The organism is Nocardioides sp. QY071 (genome assembly GCF_029961765.1).
Lineage (GTDB): Bacteria > Actinomycetota > Actinomycetes > Propionibacteriales > Nocardioidaceae > Nocardioides.
In genome coordinates this window covers 5429491-5445987 of the sequence record NZ_CP124681.1, presented here as the reverse complement: position 1 = coordinate 5445987, position 16497 = coordinate 5429491, and the positions used below count along the sequence as shown (strand labels likewise).

Sequence of the window (16497 nt, the reverse complement as noted above, 5' to 3'; positions counted from 1 at the left end):
CGGCATCCTCGCAGGACCACGGCTCACAGCTCGAAGCGGTAGCCCATCCCCGGCTCGTTGCGCAGGTGCACCGGCCGGGCGGGGTCGGCCTCGAGCTTGCGGCGCAGCTGGGCGACGTAGAGCCGCAGGTTGCCGTGGGCGTTCTCGTAGCCGGGCCCCCACACCTCGGTCAGCAGCTGGCGCTGGCTGAGCAGCTGGCCGGGGTTGCGCAGCAGCACCTCGAGTAGGTGCCACTCGGTGGGCGTCAGCCGGACCTCCTCGCCGCGCACGGTGACCCGGGTGGCGCCGAGGTCGACGGTGACGTCGCCGAAGGCGACCACCGTGGCGGCGCCGCCGTCGTCGTCGGGAGCGGTACGACGCTCCATCACCCGCAGCCGGGCGAGCAGCTCGTCCATCCCGAACGGCTTGGTCACGTAGTCGTCGGCGCCGGCGTCGAGGGCCTCGACCTTGTCGGCGCTGTCGCTGCGACCCGACAGCACGAGGATGGGGACGGCGGATCGCGCGCGCAGCCGGGTGATCACGTCGACGCCGTCGAGGTCGGGCAGGCCGAGGTCGAGGATGACCAGGTCGGGCGGGGCGAGGTCGGCGACCGCGACGGCCTCGGTGCCGTCGCCGGCGGTGGTGACCTCGTAGCCGCGCGCCCGGAGGTTGATCGACAGTGCCCGCACGATCTGCGGCTCGTCGTCGACGACCATGATCCGCGTCATCCCACCCGCTCCCTGATGCCGAGGTCTCCTCCGGCGGGCTCGCCGGCCGCGACGGGCAGCGAGATCACCATGGTCAGCCCGCCACCGGGCGTCTCCTCGGGCTCCAGTGTGCCGCCCATGGCCTCGACCAGGCCGCGGGACAGGGCCAGGCCGAGGCCGACGCCGGTGCTGTTGTCGTGGTCGCCGAGCCGCTGGAACGGCAGGAACACCCGCTCGTACTCGGCCGCCGGGATGCCCGGTCCGGTGTCGACGACCCGGATCTCGACGCGGTCGAGCACGGCGCTGCCGGTCAGCAGTGGCGGGGCGCCTTCGGGGGCGTAGCGGTGGGCGTTGGTCAGCAGGTTGACCACCACCCGCTCCAGCAGGGCGGCATCGACCAGCGCGGGCGGCAGGACCTCGGCGACGTCGAGGCGTACCGGGCCGGTGATGCTGACGTCGTCGAGGGCGCCGGCGATCACGTCCTCGACCAGGGTGGGCGACAGGTGCACCGGCAGCGCACCGGCCTGCAGCCGACTCAGGTCGAGCAGGCTGTCGACCAGCCCGGCGAGGGTGTCGAGCGCGTCGTCGGCGGTGCGGAGCAGCTCGCGGCGGTCCTCGGCGGTCAGCGTGACGTCCTCGGCGCGCAGCCCCGACACGACGGCCTTCGCGGCCGCCAACGGGGTGCGCAGGTCGTGGCCGACGGCGGCCAGCAGCGCCGTACGCACGTTGTTGGCCTCGGCCAGCGTTCCCGCCCGGGCGGCCTCCTCGGCCAGCCGGATCTGGTGCACAGCCTGGCTGGTCCGCGCCGCGAACGCCGCGGCGACACGGGCGTCCTCGGGCGCCAGGCCGCGACCGCGCAAAGCGAGCGAGGTGTCCGGGCCCGCGGGTACGACGGTGTCCGCCGCCTCCGGGTTCGTCGCCGGGTCCGGCCCCGCCGCACTCAGCAGACGCCAGGCCCGGTCCTCCTTCTCGAGGAAGGCGACCGACTCCAGCGACAGGCTCTCCCGGAACCTTTCGAGCAGTACGGCCAGGTCGTGGCTGCCGGTGAGCGGGGTGGCGGCCAGGCTGGCGAGGACGTGGGACTCGGCGACGGCGCGCGCCGCCTGTCGGGTGCGCCGGGCGGCCAGGTCGACCACGGAGCTCACCATCACCGCCACCAGCAGGTAGACGCCCAGCGCCAGCGCGTTGTTGGTGCTCGCGATCGTCAGCGTGTGCACGGGTTCGGTGAAGAAGTAGTTGAGCAGGAAGGACCCGAACAGCGCCGCCACCACGGCCGGACCGACGCCGCCGACGAGCGCGACGGAGACCACGAGCAGCAGGAACAGCAGCACGTCGCTGACCAGGTTGAGCGCGTGGTCGACCGGCAGCAGGGCGAGGGTGAGCAGCGCGGGCAGCAGCACCGCGAGCGCGTAGCCGCGCATCCGCCGGCGCAGGCTCAGCGCGCCCCGGCCCACCGGGAGCCGGCGGCCCTGCCCGGCATGCGTGTGGGACACGATGTGCACGTCGATGTCGCCGGACGCGCGGATGGTGCGGGCGCCGATCCCCGGCGGCAGGACGTACGCCGCCCACCGCGAGCGCCTGCTGTCCCCGAGGACCAGCTGGGTCGCGTTCTCCGCGCGGGCGAAGGCGAGCAGGGTCTCGGGGACGTCGTCGCCGAGCAGCTGGTGATAGGTGCCGCCGAGCGACTCGACCAGCTGGTGCTGGTGGGTGAGGTGCGTGGGGTCGGCGCCGGTGAGCCCGTCGGAGCGGCTGACGTGGAGGGCCAGCAGGTCGCCGGTGCCCGAGCGGGCGGCGATCCGCGCGGCCCGTCGTACGAGCTGCTCGCCCTCGGGACCGCCGGTCAGTCCGACCACGACCCGCTCGCGGGCCTCCCAGGTGCCGGTGATGTCGTGCCGGCGGCGGTAGCCCAGCAGCGCGTCGTCGACCTTGTCGGCGACCCAGAGCAGCGCCAGCTCGCGCAGCGCGGTGAGGTTGCCCTCGCGGAAGTAGTTGGAGAGCGCGGCGTCGATCTTGTCGGGCGCGTAGACGTTGCCGTGCGCGAGCCGGCGGCGCAGTGCCTCGGCGGACATGTCGACCAGCTCGACCTGGTCCGCGGCGCGGACCACCGCGTCCGGCACCGTCTCCTGCTGCCGGACCCCGGTGATCTTCTCGACCACGTCGTTGACCGACTCGAGGTGCTGCACGTTGACGGTGGAGATGACGTCGATGCCGGCGTCGAGGACCTCCTGCACGTCCTGCCAGCGCTTCGCGTTGCGCGAGCCGGGCACGTTGGTGTGCGCCAGCTCGTCGACGAGCACGACCTTCGGCCGGCGCCGCAGCACGGCGTCGAGGTCCATCTCCTCCAGGTCGGTGCCGCGGTAGCGCGCGGTCCTGCGCGGCACCACCTCGAGCCCGTCGAGCATGGTCGCGGTGTGGCTGCGGCCGTGCGTCTCGACGTATCCGACGACCACGTCGGTGCCGCGGTCCAGCCGGCGCCGGCCCTCGCCGAGCATGGCGTAGGTCTTCCCGACGCCGGGAGCGGCGCCGAGGTAGACCCGCAGCCGACCTCGCTTCATGTCCTCAGTCTTCCAGCCCGTCGAGCGCGAGGTTGAGCTCGAGCACGTTGACCCGCGGCTCGCCGAGGAAGCCGAGGGTGCGGCCGGTGGTGCTGTCCTCCACCAGCCGCCGGACCGTGGCGGCCGGGAGGTCGCGGGTGCGGGCGACGCGGGCGACCTGCTGGGCGGCGTACTCCGGCGAGATGTGCGGGTCAAGCCCGGAACCGCTGGCCAGCACGGCGTCCGGCGCCACGTCGGCGGGGTCGACACCGTCGAAGGCAGCGACGTCGGCGATCCGCTGCCGCACCGCGGCGAGCAGCTCGGGGTTCTGCGGCGACAGGTTGGACGCCCCGCTGGAGAGCGGGTCGTAGCCCTCGCCCGCGGCGGAGGGACGGGACTGGAAGTACGCCGCTTCCCCGGCGAACGACTGGCCGATCAGGGCCGAGCCGACCACCTCGCCGTCCCGCTCGACCAGTGATCCGTCGGACCGCTGGGGTACGACGGCCCTGGCGAACCCGGTCAGCGCGAGCGGGTAGGCGAGGCCGAGGAGGACGGTGAGCACGCCGAGGACGCGGGCAGCGGCGGCGAGCTGCGTGAGGCCGCCGCGCAGGGTGGAGGTGACAGACATGCGTCGCTTCCTTGTTCAGCCGATGCCGGGGAGGCCGGATACCAGCAGGTCGATGAGCTTGATGCCGAGGAAGGGGGTGATCAGCCCGCCGAGGCCGTAGACGGTCAGGTTGCGGCGCAACATCGCGGACGCGCTGGAGGGCGTGTACCTCACCCCGCGCAGGGCCAGCGGGATCAGCGCGACGATGACCAGCGCGTTGAACACGACCGCGGAGAGGATCGCGGACTCCGGCGAGGACAGCCGCATGACGTTGAGCGCGTCGAGGCCGCCGTACACGCCGGCGAACATGGCGGGGATGATCGCGAAGTACTTCGCCACGTCGTTGGCGATCGAGAAGGTCGTCAACGCGCCGCGGGTGATCAGCAGCTGCTTGCCGATCTCCACGATCTCGATGAGCTTCGTGGGGTTGGAGTCGAGGTCGACCATGTTGCCGGCCTCCTTGGCGCTGGAGGTGCCGGTGTTCATCGCGACGCCGACGTCGGCCTGGGCCAGGGCGGGCGCATCGTTGGTGCCGTCGCCGGTCATCGCGACCAACCGGCCGCCCTCCTGCTCCCGCTTGATCAGCGCCATCTTGTCCTCGGGCGTCGCCTCGGCGAGGAAGTCGTCGACCCCGGCCTCCTCGGCGATCGCCTTGGCGGTGAGCGGGTTGTCGCCGGTGATCATCACGGTGCGGATGCCCATCCGGCGCATCTCCTCGAAGCGCTCGCGCATCCCCTCCTTGACCACGTCCTTGAGGTGGATGACGCCGAGGACCCGCGGCGGGTCGTCGGCCACGCGCTCGGCCACGACGAGGGGCGTGCCGCCGGCGGACGAGATCGCGTCGACCGTCGTACCGACCTCGGGGGAGGGGCTGCCGCCGAGCTCCCGCACCCAGGCGGCGACCGCGGACGCCGCGCCCTTGCGTATCTCCCGGCTGGGCAGGTCGACGCCGGACATCCGGGTCTGTGCGGTGAAGGGCACGAAGTGGGCGTCGGTGAGCTCGCCGGCCGAGCGCTCGCGCAGGCCGTACTCGCGCTTGGCGAGCACGACGACCGAGCGGCCCTCCGGCGTCTCGTCGGCCAGCGAGGCCAGCTGGGCGGCGTCGGCGAGCATTGCGACCCCCGCGCCGTCGGCGGGGATCAGCTCCGCGGCCTCGCGGTTGCCGAGCGTGATGGTGCCGGTCTTGTCGAGCAGCAGCGTGTTGACGTCGCCGGCGGCCTCGACCGCGCGCCCGGACATGGCGAGCACGTTGTGCTGCACGAGCCGGTCCATGCCGGCGATGCCGATCGCGCTCAGGAGCGCGCCGATCGTGGTCGGGATCAGGCAGACGAGCAGCGCGACGAGCACCAGGATCGACTGGTCGGCGCCGGAGTAGACCGCCAGCGGCTTCAGGCTCACCGTGGCCGCGAGGAAGATGATCGTCAGGCTGGACAGCAGGATGTTGAGCGCGATCTCGTTGGGCGTCTTCTGCCTGCTCGCACCCTCGACGAGCGCGATCATCCGGTCGATGAAGGACTCGCCCGGGTTGGTCGTGATCCGTACGACGATCCGGTCGGACAGCACCTTCGTGCCGCCCGTCACCGAGCAGCGGTCGCCGCCCGACTCGCGGATCACCGGCGCGGACTCGCCGGTGATCGCCGACTCGTCGACGCTGGCGATGCCCTCGACGACATCACCGTCGCCGGGGATGACCTCGCCGGCCTCGACGACCACCCGGTCGCCGATCCGCAGCTCGGTCGCGGGGACCGGCAGCAGGTCGCCGTCCGCCTCCAGGCGACGGGCCAGGGTCTCGGTCTTCGCCCGGCGCAGGGTGGCCGCCTGGGCGCGGCCTCGACCCTCCGCGACCGCCTCGGCGAGGTTGGCGAACACGACGGTCAGCCACAGCCAGGCGGTGATCGCCCAGCCGAAGCCGGAGCCGTCGCGGATCGTGAGCACGGTGCAGAGGACCGCGCCGACCTCGACGACGAACATGACCGGCGTACGGACCATGACCCGCGGGTCGAGCTTGCGCAGGGCGTCGGGCAGGGACTTCAGGAGGGTGTGCAGCATGGAGGTCTCCGGTGCGTTGGAGGTGTGTGGGATGCTCACAGGCCCTCCGCGAGCGGGCCGAGGGCGAGGGCGGGGAAGAAGGTCAGCCCGGCCACGATGACCGTGACGACCGCGAGCATTGCGACGAACAGCGGGCCGCGGGTCAGCAGCGTCCCCGCGGTCCGCGGGACCGGGACCTGCCGGGCCAGCGAACCGGCCAGCGCGAGGACCAGCACGATCGGCACGAACCGGCCGAGCAGCATCGCCAGACCGATGGTGATGTTGTAGAACGGCGTGTTCGCGGACAGGCCGGCGAACGCGGAGCCGTTGTTGTTGGCGCCGGACAGGTAGGCGTAGAGGACCTCGCTGAGCCCGTGCGGTCCGGTGTTGAGGATCGACTCGCGGGGTCCCGGCAGCGACAGGGCCAGGGCGGTCAGGCCGAGGACGAGCAGCGGCATGGTGAGGATGTTGAGCGCCACCAGCTTGATCTCGCGGGCGGTCAGCTTCTTGCCGAGCAGCTCGGGGGTGCGACCGACCATCAGGCCGGCGATGAACACGGTGAGGATCGCCAGCACGAGCATCCCGTACAGACCGGTCCCCACGCCGCCGGGTGCCACCTCGCCGAGGCCCATGTTCAGCATCAGCAGGCCGCCGCCGACCGGCGAGAACGAGGAGTGGAAGGAGTTCACCGCGCCGGTGCTGGTGCCGGTGGTGGAGACCGCGAACAGCGCCGAGCCCGGTACGCCGATCCGTGTCTCCTTGCCTTCCATCGCCGACCCCGCGACGTCGTACGCCGCGGTCGGGTGGGCCGCCTCGATGGCCCAGACGGCGGCGAGCATGACCACCCAGATCACGGCCATCGCCGCGAGCACGGCGTACCCCTGGCGGACGTCGCCGACCATCACGCCGAAGGTGCGGGTCAGGCAGACGGGGATGAGGAGCAGCAGGAACACCTCGAACAGGTTGCTGACCGGGTTGGGGTTCTCGAACGGGTGCGCGGCGTTGGCGTTGAAGAACCCGCCGCCGTTGGTGCCGAGCTCCTTGATCGCCTCCTGGGACGCGACCGGGCCGCCCGGGATCGTTTGGTGCCCGCCCGTGAGCGTGGTGGCTTCGACGCCGCCGGACAGGTTCTGCACGACGCCGAGCAGGATCAGCGCGACCGCCGCCACGACGGCCAGCGGCAGCAGCACCCGGACCGTGGCGCGGGTCAGGTCGACCCAGAAGCTGCCGAGCCGGCCGGTGCGGGAGCGGGTGAAGCCGCGGACCAGCGCCACCGCGACCGCGAGGCCGACGGCGGCGGAGAGGAAGTTCTGGACGGCCAGGCCGCCCATCTGGACCAGGTGGCCCATCGTGGTCTCACCGGAGTAGGCCTGCCAGTTGGTGTTCGTCACGAACGACGCGGCGGTGTTGAACGCCAGGTCCGGCGCGACGTCGGGGAAGCCGAGCGACCAGGGCAGGTGGTCCTGCAGCCGCTGGAGCGCGTAGAGCAGCACCAGGCCCGCGACGGAGAACGCGAGCAGGGAGACGGCGTAGGTGCGCCAGGCCTGGTCGCCCCGCGGGTCGATCCCGACGAGGCGGTAGATCCCACGCTCGACGCGCAGGTCCCGATCGGTGGTGAAGACGTGGGCGATGTAGGTGCCCAGCGGGCGGTAGCACAGGGCGAGGGCAGCGATCAGCGCGCCGACCTGGAGCAGGCCGGCCAGGGTGTCGTTCATCTAGAAGCGCTCCGGGAGGATCAGGGCCAGCACGAGGTAGCCGAGGAGGAGGGCGCTGATGACCAGCGCGGCGACGTTCTCAGCGCTCATGAGGTCCTCCGGGCCGCCGCGAGGGCGAGCAGCACGAACCCCGCGAGCAGAGCGAGGTCGGCGGGCGCGAGCCCGAGCTCGCCGTACGCGTGAAGGGCGAAGCCCTCGGCGAACGCCCAGCCGGCGATGCCCGTCCCGCAGGCGAGGGCGCGGGTCAGCGGCAGCGCCGCAGCGGCGGTGACGAGGAGGACGACGGCGGTGCCGAGGGGTGCGGGCAGGTCGAGGGCCGTGATCACGCCGGCGGTGACGAACAGCGCGAAGCCGCCGAGGCCGAACCGGACGGCAGGCTCCTCGAGGAGCCGCGGCTCGGCCGTCTGCCCGGCTCGGTGGAGGAGGTGGACGGGTGTCATGACTCGGAGTCTTCGCTCGGCCGGGCCGGGTGGCGCGGGTCCTGACGCGTTCCTAACGGCAGCCTGACAGGGCCTAACGGCTGTCAGGAACGTGTTAGGGGTCTCGCTGAGTGGCGGCGGCGCGGATCGGCTTGGGCGTGAATGCCTCAGCGAGCGAGCGGGCGTCCGCGTCCGTGGTGGCGGGTCACGTGCCTGACCGGCGTCGACGACTCTCCTCCCTCGGCTACCAGCCGGGCATCGCCTTCCTCGCCGCCGGGCTGCTCAACCCCTCGCCACCGTGGTCCTGCTGCTGACCCTGTTCGGCGCGCCGTCGGTCTACCGCGGGGTCGCGGCCGAGAGCCCGCACGGGCAGCGTCGATCGCCATGCTGGAGGGGCTCCGGGCCGGCTGGCGAGGCAAGCTGTTCGTGCTCGCGAGGGCAGCCTGATCCCGCAGATGGCGCGGGTCCTTCTCTTCGGCACCGGCGAGTCGTCGCAGTAACACGCCGTCCACTCGACTACCCGGCAGTTGTCCGCACGCGCGTCGGCGTATCGCAGGCGTGTCGTGCTGAGAACCGGCGACCAGTCGGGTGGACGGCGTGTTACTTCAATGCGGGCGGGCGGCAACGGGGCGGGCCGAGGCGAGCCGGCCGCGTCCGGCGTACGGTCGGAGGATGGGCTACGAACAGATCAGCGCGGATGAGTTCAGCCAGGCCGAGGGCGTCGCGGACTGGCGGGTCCTCGGCGTCGACGCGTACGCCGTGTTCCGCACGGGCGGCTTCGCCACCGGCCTGGAGCTGGTGAACGCGATCGGTGAGCTGGCGGAGGCGGCCAACCACCATCCGGACCTCAAGCTGGGCTACCCGTCACTCGCGGTGCACCTGACCACCCACGACACGGGCACCCTCACCACGGCCGACCTCGACCTCGCGCAGCGGATCTCGGCGGCTGCCCGCAACCTCGGGGTGGCCGGGGACCCGGACGCGGTGACCGCCTGGGAGTGATCGAGCCCGCAGACGTCGTACGAGCCTGGACGACGAAACTGGCGCTTGGACGACGATGCTTCCTCGTCCAAGCACCAGTTTCACCGGCCGGCCGGTGAAACTCACTCCCCGACGTACGCCGCCAGGTGCTCGCCGGTCAGCGTCGACCTCTTGGCGACGAGCTCGGCGGGCGTGCCCTCGAAGACGACCGTGCCGCCGTCGTGGCCGGCGCCGGGGCCGAGGTCGATGATCCAGTCGGCGTGCGCCATCACGGCCTGGTGGTGCTCGATCACGATGACCGACTTGCCCGCGTCGACCAGGCGGTCGAGCAGGCCGAGCAGGTTGGCGACGTCGGCGAGGTGGAGACCCGTGGTCGGCTCGTCGAGGACGTAGACGCCGCCCTTCTCCTTCAGGTGCAGCGCGAGCTTGACCCGCTGCCGCTCGCCACCGGAGAGCGTGTTGAGCGGCTGGCCGAGGGTGAGGTAGCCGAGTCCGACGTCCTCGAGGCGGCCCAGGATGTCGGCAGCCGCGGGCACCTTCGTCTCCGGCGCGGAGAAGAGCTCCAGCGCCTTCTCGACCGGGAGGGCGAGCACCTCGGCGATGTTGAGCCCGCCCAGCCGGTAGTCGAGCACCGCGGCCTGGAACCGCTTGCCGCCGCAGTCCTCGCACGGCGTGGAGACCGTGTCCATGAAGCCGAGCTCGGTGACGATGACGCCGGAGCCCTTGCAGGTCGGGCAGGCACCCTCCGAGTTGGCGCTGAAGAGGGCCGGCTTCACGCCGTTGGCCTTGGCGAAGGCCTTGCGGATCGGCTCGAGCAGACCGGTGTAGGTCGCCGGGTTGCTGCGCCGCGAGCCCTTGATCGCGCCCTGGTCGATGACCACGACCCCCTCGCGCCCGGCGATCGAGCCGTGGATGAGCGAGCTCTTGCCGGACCCGGCGACACCGGTGACGACGCACAGCACGCCGAGGGGTACGTCGACGTCGACGTCGCGCAGGTTGTGGCTGGAGGCGCCGCGGACCTCGATCGCGCCGGTGGCCTCGCGGACGGTGTCCTTGAGCTCCGCGCGATAGGCCAGATGGCGCCCCGTGAGCGTGTCGGAGGCCTGCAGCCCGGCGACGTCGCCCTCGAAGCAGATGGTGCCGCCGGCCGTGCCGGCGCCGGGACCGAGGTCGACCACGTGGTCGGCGATCGCGATCGTCTCCGGCTTGTGCTCGACGACGAGCACGGTGTTGCCCTTGTCGCGCAGCTCCAGCAGGAGCTTGTTCATCCGCTCGACGTCGTGCGGGTGGAGACCGATGGTCGGCTCGTCGAAGACGTAGGTGACGTCGGTCAGCGCCGAGCCGAGGTGGCGCACCATCTTGGTGCGTTGGGCCTCGCCGCCCGAGAGCGTGCCGGACGGCCGGTCCAGCGAGAGGTAGCCGAGCCCGATCTCGATGAAGGCGTCGAGCAGGTGGAGCAGCGTGCCGATGAGGGGGGCCACGCCCGGGTCGTCGATGGTGCGCAGCCATTCGGCGAGGTCGGTGACCTGCAGCGCGGTCACCTCGGCGATGTTGCGACCCTTGATCGTGACCGACCGCGCGGACGTGTTGAGCCGGGTGCCCTCACAGGACGGACAGGTGCCGAAGGCCGCGGCCCGTTCGACGAACGCCCGGATGTGGGGCTGCAGCGAGTCGACGTCCTTGGCGAACATCGACTTGCGGATCTTCGGGATCAGCCCCTCGTAGGTGATGTTGATCTTCTCGACCTTCACCTTGCGCGGCTCGGCGTACAGCAGGTCCTCGCGTTGCGCCTTGGTCAGCTTGCCGATCGGCACGTCCGGCGGCACGACCACCTTGTAGGGCGCCACCATCCAGCCGTCGGCCGTGTAGCCCGGAACCAGGATCGCGCCCTCGACGAGCGACTTGCTCTCGTCGACGATCTGGGTGAGGTCGAGATCGGAGACGGTGCCGCGCCCCTCGCACTGCGGGCACATGCCGCCGAGGTAGACCTGCTGCTTGATGACGTTCTTCTTGCCCGACTCCGTCACGGAGGCGCCGCCGACGGTCGTCGTCGGGATGTTGAAGGAGAACGCGGTCGGGCCGCCGATGGACGGCTCGCCGATCCGGGAGAACAGCGAGCGCAGCATCGCGTGGGCGTCGGTCACCGTGCCCAGCGTCGAGCGGGGGTTGGCCCCCATCCGCTCCTGGTCGACGATGATCGCCGTCGTGAGGCCCTCGAGCACGTCGACCTCGGGACGGGGCAGGTTGGGCATGAACCCTTGCACGAAGGTCGAGTAGGTCTCGTCGATCAGCCGTCGGGACTCGGCGGCGATGGTGCCGAAGACCAGCGAGCTCTTGCCCGATCCGGACACGCCGGTGAACACGCTCAGGCGGCGCTTGGGGATGTCGACGTCGACGCCCCGGAGGTTGTTGACGTGGGCGCCCTGCACCCGGATGACGTCGTGGCTGTCGGCGGGATGCGACCCGGCAGGCTTCGGCATGGGCCCATCATGACCGATCGTGCCGACACCCGGGACCCGTCGCGGGGACGGTCGTTGAGGTGTACGAGAATCGTCAGTCCTGGTGGGGGATCCGGGACGAAACTTGGGGGGAACCGTGCTGGAGGGAGCCGTGGTCGACGAGGCCGCCACGCAGACGAGCTACGAGGAGTTCGGCGTCGCGTGGATCCGCCGGGTGCTCCACAAGGAGCGGATCCTGCGCACCATCGACGAGGTGTTGGGCGACCAGATCGCGCTCGGCCCGATCGGCGCCGGGCCGGGCCGAGCGTTCGCGAGCGTGAGCTTCGTCGGGACCTACCGGCCCACGACGGGCGAGCTGGTGCCGGGCGAGCTGCTGACCTATGCGATCGACCTGCCGATCAGCGTGGTGTTCGAGCTGGGCCTGCCGATGGACCGGCTGACGTTCAACGCCGAGGTCGTCGTACCGCTGGTCCTGGTGGTCCACACCGAGGCACCGCTGAGGCTGCGGCTCGAGCTGAAGACCCCGACCGAGGACCAGATCGGGCTCGAGCTCAAGACCGACACCCGGCGCGGGGCGATGCTGCGCAAGGTCGCGGGCCTGGACGCCGAGCTGCGGCGGTTCCTGCTCAAGGTGCTGGACACCGAGCTGGCCAAGGACTACGTGCGGAAGGCGACCCACCTCGACATGGAGGAGCTGATCGACGAGGCCTGGCCGGCCTTCACCGAGCAGTTCCTGCCGCGGGGACCCGAGGACCGACAGGGCTGATCGCAGCCCGGTGCGCCGGCTGGGCGACGGTACGCCGGGCGAGCCGGCCCGGGGCGGCCACGACGTCGTGCAGCGCACCGAACGCCATCGCGGCGAGCGGGATCCACAGCGGGATCAGCATGAAGGCGAAGATCGGCACCAGGGTCAACAGGTCGCGCATCGCGGGCTCCTCGGGTGGGTTTCTCGACCTCACCGAGTCTGCGGCGGGCGCCGGCGCCCCCGCTCGTGCCCAGGGACAGACCGGCGCGCCGGATTTGTGCCCGCGTCACAGTCCGCCGCCGGCGGTATCGATCTACGCCCGTGTCACGATGTGCCGGTGACGGAGAGCGCGCGACGGTACGGCGGCCGCGCGGCCGAGGAGCGGGTCGCCGAGCGCCGCACGCGGTTGCTGGCCGCCGGCCTGGAGCTGATGGGCACCCGGGGGGTCGTCGGCGCGACCGTGCGCGGCGTGGCCGAGGAGTCCGGGCTGGCCGCGCGGTACTTCTACGAGAGCTTCTCGAGCATCGAGGCGCTCCAGCTCGCCGTCTTCGAGCAGATCGCCGGCGAGGCCGCCGCCCGCTCGCTCGGCGCCCTGGCCGGCGCGCCCGACGACCCCGCCGCCCGCACCCGGGCGGTGCTGGCCGAGATGGTCGACCTGTTCCTCGAGGACCCGCGCAAGGGCCGGATCGCGCTGCTGGAGTCGATCACCTCACCCGTGCTCGGCCCGCGCGTCCTCGAGGAGTCGCGCCGCTTCGCCGGCATGCTCGCCGCGACCGCGTCCTCCGGCGACCCGGCCGGGCCCGCTGACGGGCTGCCGGTCGAGGTGCGGCTGCGGGCCCAGTTCCTCATCGGCGGCGTCGCGCACACCCTCAGCGCCGCCCTGCAGGGCGACATCGAGGTCGAGCGGGACCGCCTGGTCGACGTGCTCGTCGAGCTGTTCGTCAGCCTGAACCCACCGGTGGGTTCAGGCTCAGCTCAGGCCGTGACCGGGGCCTCGGCGAGCAGCTCGCGGACCCGCGGGACGACCCCGGTGCCGTAGAGCTCGATGCTGCGCATCAGCTGCTCGTGCGGCATCGCGCCGTTGCTGTACTTCAGGTCGAAGCGCTGGATCCCGAGGTCGCGAACGGCCGCCGCGATCTTGCGCGCGACCGTCTCCGGTGAGCCGACGAAGAGCGCGCCGTGGTCGACCTCGGCGTCGTACTGGGCGCGGGTGGCGGGGCCCCAGCCGCGCTCGGCGCCGATCCGGTTGCGGCTCTCCGTGAAGTGCGGGTAGAGCGCCTCGCGCGCCTCGTCGTCGGTGTCCGCGACGAAGCCGGGGGAGTGGACCGCGATCGGCAGCGCCGGTCGGTCGAACTCCTGGAGCGCGCGGCGGTAGAGGTCGGTGAACGGTGCGAACCGCGCGGGCTCGCCGCCGATGATCGCGATCGCGAGCGGGAAGCCGTAGTTGGCGGCGCGTACGACGGACTCCGGCGAGCCGCCGACGCCGATCCAGGTCGGGATCGAGCCGCGCTCGGTGGTCGGGAAGACCCGCGCGTCGCGCAGCGGCGGCCGCAGCTCGCCGCGGTCCCAGGTGACCGCCTGCTCGCCCTGGAGCGCGGCCCACAGGTCGATCTTCTCGCTGAAGAGCTGGTCGTAGTGCGCCATGTCGAACCCGAAGAGCGGAAACGACTCGGTGAACGAGCCGCGGCCCATGGTGATCTCGGCGCGGCCGCCGGACAGGGCGTCGAGGGTCGCGAAGCGCTCGTAGAGGCGGACCGGGTCGTCGGAGCTGAGCACCGTGACCGCTGTACCGAGCCCGATCCTCTCGGTGCGGGCCGCGATCGTCGCCAGCACCATCTCCGGGCTGGTCACCGCGAAGTCCGCGCGGTGGTGCTCCCCGATGCCGAACACGTCGACGCCGACCCGGTCGGCCAGCACGGCCTGCTCCACGATGTTGCGGATCACCTGGGGGTGGCCCAGGCGTTCTCCTGTCGCCGCGTCGACGGTGACGTCGCCGAAGGTGTCGAGCCCGAAGACGAGCTCGCTCACTGCTCGGCCTTCGCGGCGTCGACGTCGAAGTCGCGGACGGCGGCGATGACCTGGGCCAGGGCGGGTGCGGGCAGCGCACCGGCCTGGGAGAAGACCAGCGCACCCTTCTTGAACGCCATCAGGGTCGGGATGGAGGTGACCCGGGCGGCACTGGCGAGCTGCTGCTCCTCCTCGGTGTTCACCGAGCCGAAGACCAGGTCGCCGTGCTCCTCGGCGGCCGCCTCGTAGATCGGGGCGAAGTTGCGGCACGGGCCGCACCACGACGCCCAGAAGTCGACGAAGACGATCTCGTTGTCGAGGACCGTCTGCTCGAAGTTGCCGGCGGTCAGGTCGATGGTGGACATGTCATTCCTCAACGTCCCTCGATCGGAAATGTTCCCCGGTTGCGGTCCACGCCGCCCCTGATGCCAGGCACGGAGCCGCGGTCGTCGTACTGCCACACGGCCCAGTCGCGGGCCGGTGGGCGCTCGCCGAGGCGACGTACCCACTGGGGGTGGTCGGCCAGGTCCTTCGCGAACCCGAAACGGTCCTCGAAGTCGGGGTAGAGATAGACCAGCGTGGTCGTGGCGAGGGTCTCGTCGACTCGCTGGAGGAACTCCCGGACCTCGGCGAGGAGGGCCGCGCGCGACGGTGGGTCGGTGCAGCTGCCGGCGAGCTCGAGGTCGAGCGCCGGCGGCTGGCCGGGTGCGGGGTGGGGGCCGAGGACGCGCAGGAAGTGCTCGGCCTGGGCTGTGCCGTTGCTGCACAGCTGGAAGTAGTGGTAGCCCGCGACCGAGACGCCAGCGCGTTCGGCGGCCGCCCGGTGCGCCGCGAACCGCGGGTCCGTGAACCCGGTGCCCTCGCTGGCCTTGAGGTAGGCGAACCGGATGCCCGCCCCGGCCACCTGCTCCCAGTCGATCGGGCCCTGGTGGTGGGAGGCGTCGATGCCCTCGGCGAGCTCGGGGGTGGAGGTGGGCTCGGGCGTGGGGACGGGGGTCGGCGTGGGGGTGGTCGCCGGTGGTGCCGTGGTCGTGGACGGCGCCGAGGTCGTCGGTGCCGGACGGGCGTCCGGCGTACCGCCGCAGCCGGCCAGCGCCAGCACCGCCGCCATCGCGGCCAGTCTCCTCACGCGGCCAGCCTTCCACGCAGCCTTCCACGCGTGCCGCCGACGTAGGGTCGACCCATGCGCAAGCTGCTGCTGACCCTCGTCGTCGCGACCCTCGCCGCCGTCCTCGCGGTGCCCGCCCCGGCCCGTGCGGCCGTGAAGGTGATCGAGGACGGCGCCGAGCCCGCGCTGCCCGCGCAGATGGACATCGTGCGGGTCAGGATCGACAACCGCGCGGACCGGGTGGTGCTCAGGCTGACCTTCCGCGACCTGACCGAGACCCGCAAGGCGCAGACGAAGGTCTTCATCGGGACCGACCCGGCCACCGACGACGGCTTCATCGCCTACACCGGCCACCGCCCCGGCACCGCTCCGGTCACCCAGCTGTGGCAGCCGACCGACCAGGAGTTCGGCGGCACCCCGGTCGAGTGCTCCGGGATCCGCGCGAAGTGGCGCTTCGACGTCGACCGGGTCCGCATCGTCGTACCGCAGGCGTGCCTGGCCAGCCCCGCCGACCGCTACCGGTTCAAGGCGGTCGCCGGGTTCTACAAGCGCAAGGGCGACTGGACCGCCTTCCGCACCGTCAAGCGAGGCTGACCCGCCGCCTCCCGGCCGCCCGGCTAGCCTCCTGTCATGGAGACCGCGCGGACCACCCACGTCCTGGTGGACGGGGAGAACATCGACGCCACCCTCGGTACGTCGATCCTGGGCCGCCGGCCCCGGCCCGAGGAGCGGCCGCGGTGGGAGCGGCTCCTGCAGTTCGTCGAGCGGCAGTGGGGGCAGCCGACGAACGGGCTGTTCTTCCTGGCGGCCAACAGCGAGCTGCCGATGTCGTTCGTGCAGGCGCTGCTGGCGATCGGCTACCGGCCGATCCCGCTGTCGGGCGGCGCCAACCAGAAGGTCGTCGACATCGCCATCCAGCGCACGCTGGCGGAGCTGAAGAGCCGCGAGGCCGATGTCGTCCTGGTCAGCAACGACGGCGACTTCGTGGAGCAGATCGAGGACGTCCTCGACGGGCGGCGGGTCGGGCTGGTCGGGTTCACCGAGTTCCGCAACAGCGCGTTCGCCCAGCTCACCACACGGGGCCTGGACTTCTTCGACCTCGAGTACGACGTCAACGCCTTCAACGAGCGCCTGCCGCGGGTCCGGATCATCCCGATCGACGAGTTCGACCCGACCCAGTTCATCTGAGGGCCAGCCACCGGCAGGGC

General features: G+C 71.9%; 17 protein-coding genes. 5 read left to right on the top strand and 12 right to left on the bottom strand.

The window, feature by feature from the left end:
- Positions 1 to 23: 23 nt before the first annotated feature.
- The 7 genes from QI633_RS26135 to QI633_RS26105 are packed head-to-tail and all read right to left on the bottom strand — an operon-like array spanning position 24 to position 8010.
- Positions 24 to 707: a response regulator gene (locus QI633_RS26135; RefSeq protein WP_141796684.1), complete on the bottom strand. Its 684-nt coding sequence runs from the start codon at positions 705 to 707 to the stop codon at positions 24 to 26.
- Complete coding sequence (locus QI633_RS26130; protein ID WP_282427613.1) at positions 704 to 3241, bottom strand: DUF4118 domain-containing protein; 2538 nt, start codon at positions 3239 to 3241, stop codon at positions 704 to 706. Before QI633_RS26130 ends, QI633_RS26135 begins: the two co-directional genes overlap by 4 nt.
- Positions 3242 to 3245: 4 nt before the next feature.
- Entirely contained in the window at positions 3246 to 3848 is a 603-nt protein-coding gene (kdpC, locus tag QI633_RS26125) for a potassium-transporting ATPase subunit KdpC (RefSeq protein WP_282427612.1), read from the bottom strand.
- A 15-nt stretch (positions 3849 to 3863) separates the two neighbouring features.
- Positions 3864 to 5876, bottom strand: coding sequence for a potassium-transporting ATPase subunit KdpB (gene kdpB, locus QI633_RS26120; RefSeq protein ID WP_282427611.1), 2013 nt, complete (start codon positions 5874 to 5876; stop codon positions 3864 to 3866).
- 35 nt (positions 5877 to 5911) lie between these two features.
- On the bottom strand, positions 5912 to 7570 hold the full coding sequence (gene kdpA, locus QI633_RS26115; RefSeq protein WP_282427610.1) for a potassium-transporting ATPase subunit KdpA: 1659 nt from the start codon (positions 7568 to 7570) through the stop codon (positions 5912 to 5914).
- Complete coding sequence (gene kdpF, locus QI633_RS26110; RefSeq protein ID WP_141796689.1) at positions 7571 to 7660, bottom strand: K(+)-transporting ATPase subunit F; 90 nt, start codon at positions 7658 to 7660, stop codon at positions 7571 to 7573.
- Positions 7657 to 8010 (bottom strand): hypothetical protein, encoded by a 354-nt coding sequence (locus tag QI633_RS26105; protein WP_282427609.1) that lies wholly within the window; start codon positions 8008 to 8010, stop codon positions 7657 to 7659. The genes kdpF and QI633_RS26105 overlap by 4 nt, the downstream gene beginning before the upstream one ends.
- A 651-nt stretch (positions 8011 to 8661) precedes the next feature.
- Between QI633_RS26105 and QI633_RS26100 the strand changes: the two genes are divergently transcribed.
- Entirely contained in the window at positions 8662 to 8991 is a 330-nt protein-coding gene (locus QI633_RS26100; protein ID WP_282427608.1) for a 4a-hydroxytetrahydrobiopterin dehydratase, read from the top strand.
- A gap of 101 nt (positions 8992 to 9092) precedes the next feature.
- On the opposite strand, the gene QI633_RS26095 is transcribed toward QI633_RS26100, so the two are convergent.
- Positions 9093 to 11450, bottom strand: a complete 2358-nt coding sequence (locus QI633_RS26095; protein ID WP_282427607.1) for an excinuclease ABC subunit UvrA — start codon at positions 11448 to 11450, stop codon at positions 9093 to 9095.
- A 115-nt stretch (positions 11451 to 11565) separates the two neighbouring features.
- On the opposite strand from QI633_RS26095, the gene QI633_RS26090 reads away from it, so the two are divergent.
- A complete protein-coding gene (locus tag QI633_RS26090) occupies positions 11566 to 12195 on the top strand; it encodes a hypothetical protein (RefSeq protein WP_282427606.1) in 630 nt (209 codons plus the stop codon).
- Here the strand turns inward: QI633_RS26090 and QI633_RS26085 are convergent.
- A complete protein-coding gene (locus tag QI633_RS26085) occupies positions 12149 to 12355 on the bottom strand; it encodes a hypothetical protein (protein ID WP_141796694.1) in 207 nt (68 codons plus the stop codon). The genes QI633_RS26090 and QI633_RS26085 overlap by 47 nt on opposite strands.
- Before the next feature lie 156 nt (positions 12356 to 12511).
- Between QI633_RS26085 and QI633_RS26080 the strand changes: the two genes are divergently transcribed.
- Positions 12512 to 13213: a TetR/AcrR family transcriptional regulator gene (locus QI633_RS26080; RefSeq protein WP_282427605.1), complete on the top strand. Its 702-nt coding sequence runs from the start codon at positions 12512 to 12514 to the stop codon at positions 13211 to 13213.
- On the opposite strand, the gene QI633_RS26075 is transcribed toward QI633_RS26080, so the two are convergent.
- Genes QI633_RS26075 through QI633_RS26065 form a run of 3 tightly spaced genes read right to left on the bottom strand, consistent with a single transcriptional unit; the run spans position 13150 to position 15310 of the window.
- Positions 13150 to 14202 carry an LLM class flavin-dependent oxidoreductase gene (locus QI633_RS26075; RefSeq protein ID WP_282427604.1) on the bottom strand — a complete coding sequence of 351 codons (1053 nt, stop codon included), beginning with the start codon at positions 14200 to 14202 and terminating at the stop codon, positions 13150 to 13152. The genes QI633_RS26080 and QI633_RS26075 overlap by 64 nt on opposite strands.
- Positions 14199 to 14546, bottom strand: a complete 348-nt coding sequence (gene trxA / locus QI633_RS26070; protein ID WP_141796696.1) for a thioredoxin — start codon at positions 14544 to 14546, stop codon at positions 14199 to 14201. The genes QI633_RS26075 and trxA overlap by 4 nt, the downstream gene beginning before the upstream one ends.
- Positions 14547 to 14554: 8 nt before the next feature.
- Positions 14555 to 15310 carry a GH25 family lysozyme gene (locus tag QI633_RS26065; RefSeq protein WP_282427603.1) on the bottom strand — a complete coding sequence of 252 codons (756 nt, stop codon included), beginning with the start codon at positions 15308 to 15310 and terminating at the stop codon, positions 14555 to 14557.
- A 54-nt stretch (positions 15311 to 15364) separates the two neighbouring features.
- Here QI633_RS26065 and QI633_RS26060 point away from each other — a divergent pair, with 54 nt between their 5' ends.
- Positions 15365 to 15883: a hypothetical protein gene (locus QI633_RS26060; protein ID WP_282427602.1), complete on the top strand. Its 519-nt coding sequence runs from the start codon at positions 15365 to 15367 to the stop codon at positions 15881 to 15883.
- 36 nt (positions 15884 to 15919) lie between these two features.
- Positions 15920 to 16477 carry an NYN domain-containing protein gene (locus tag QI633_RS26055; protein WP_141796699.1) on the top strand — a complete coding sequence of 186 codons (558 nt, stop codon included), beginning with the start codon at positions 15920 to 15922 and terminating at the stop codon, positions 16475 to 16477.
- Positions 16478 to 16497: the final 20 nt, after the last annotated feature.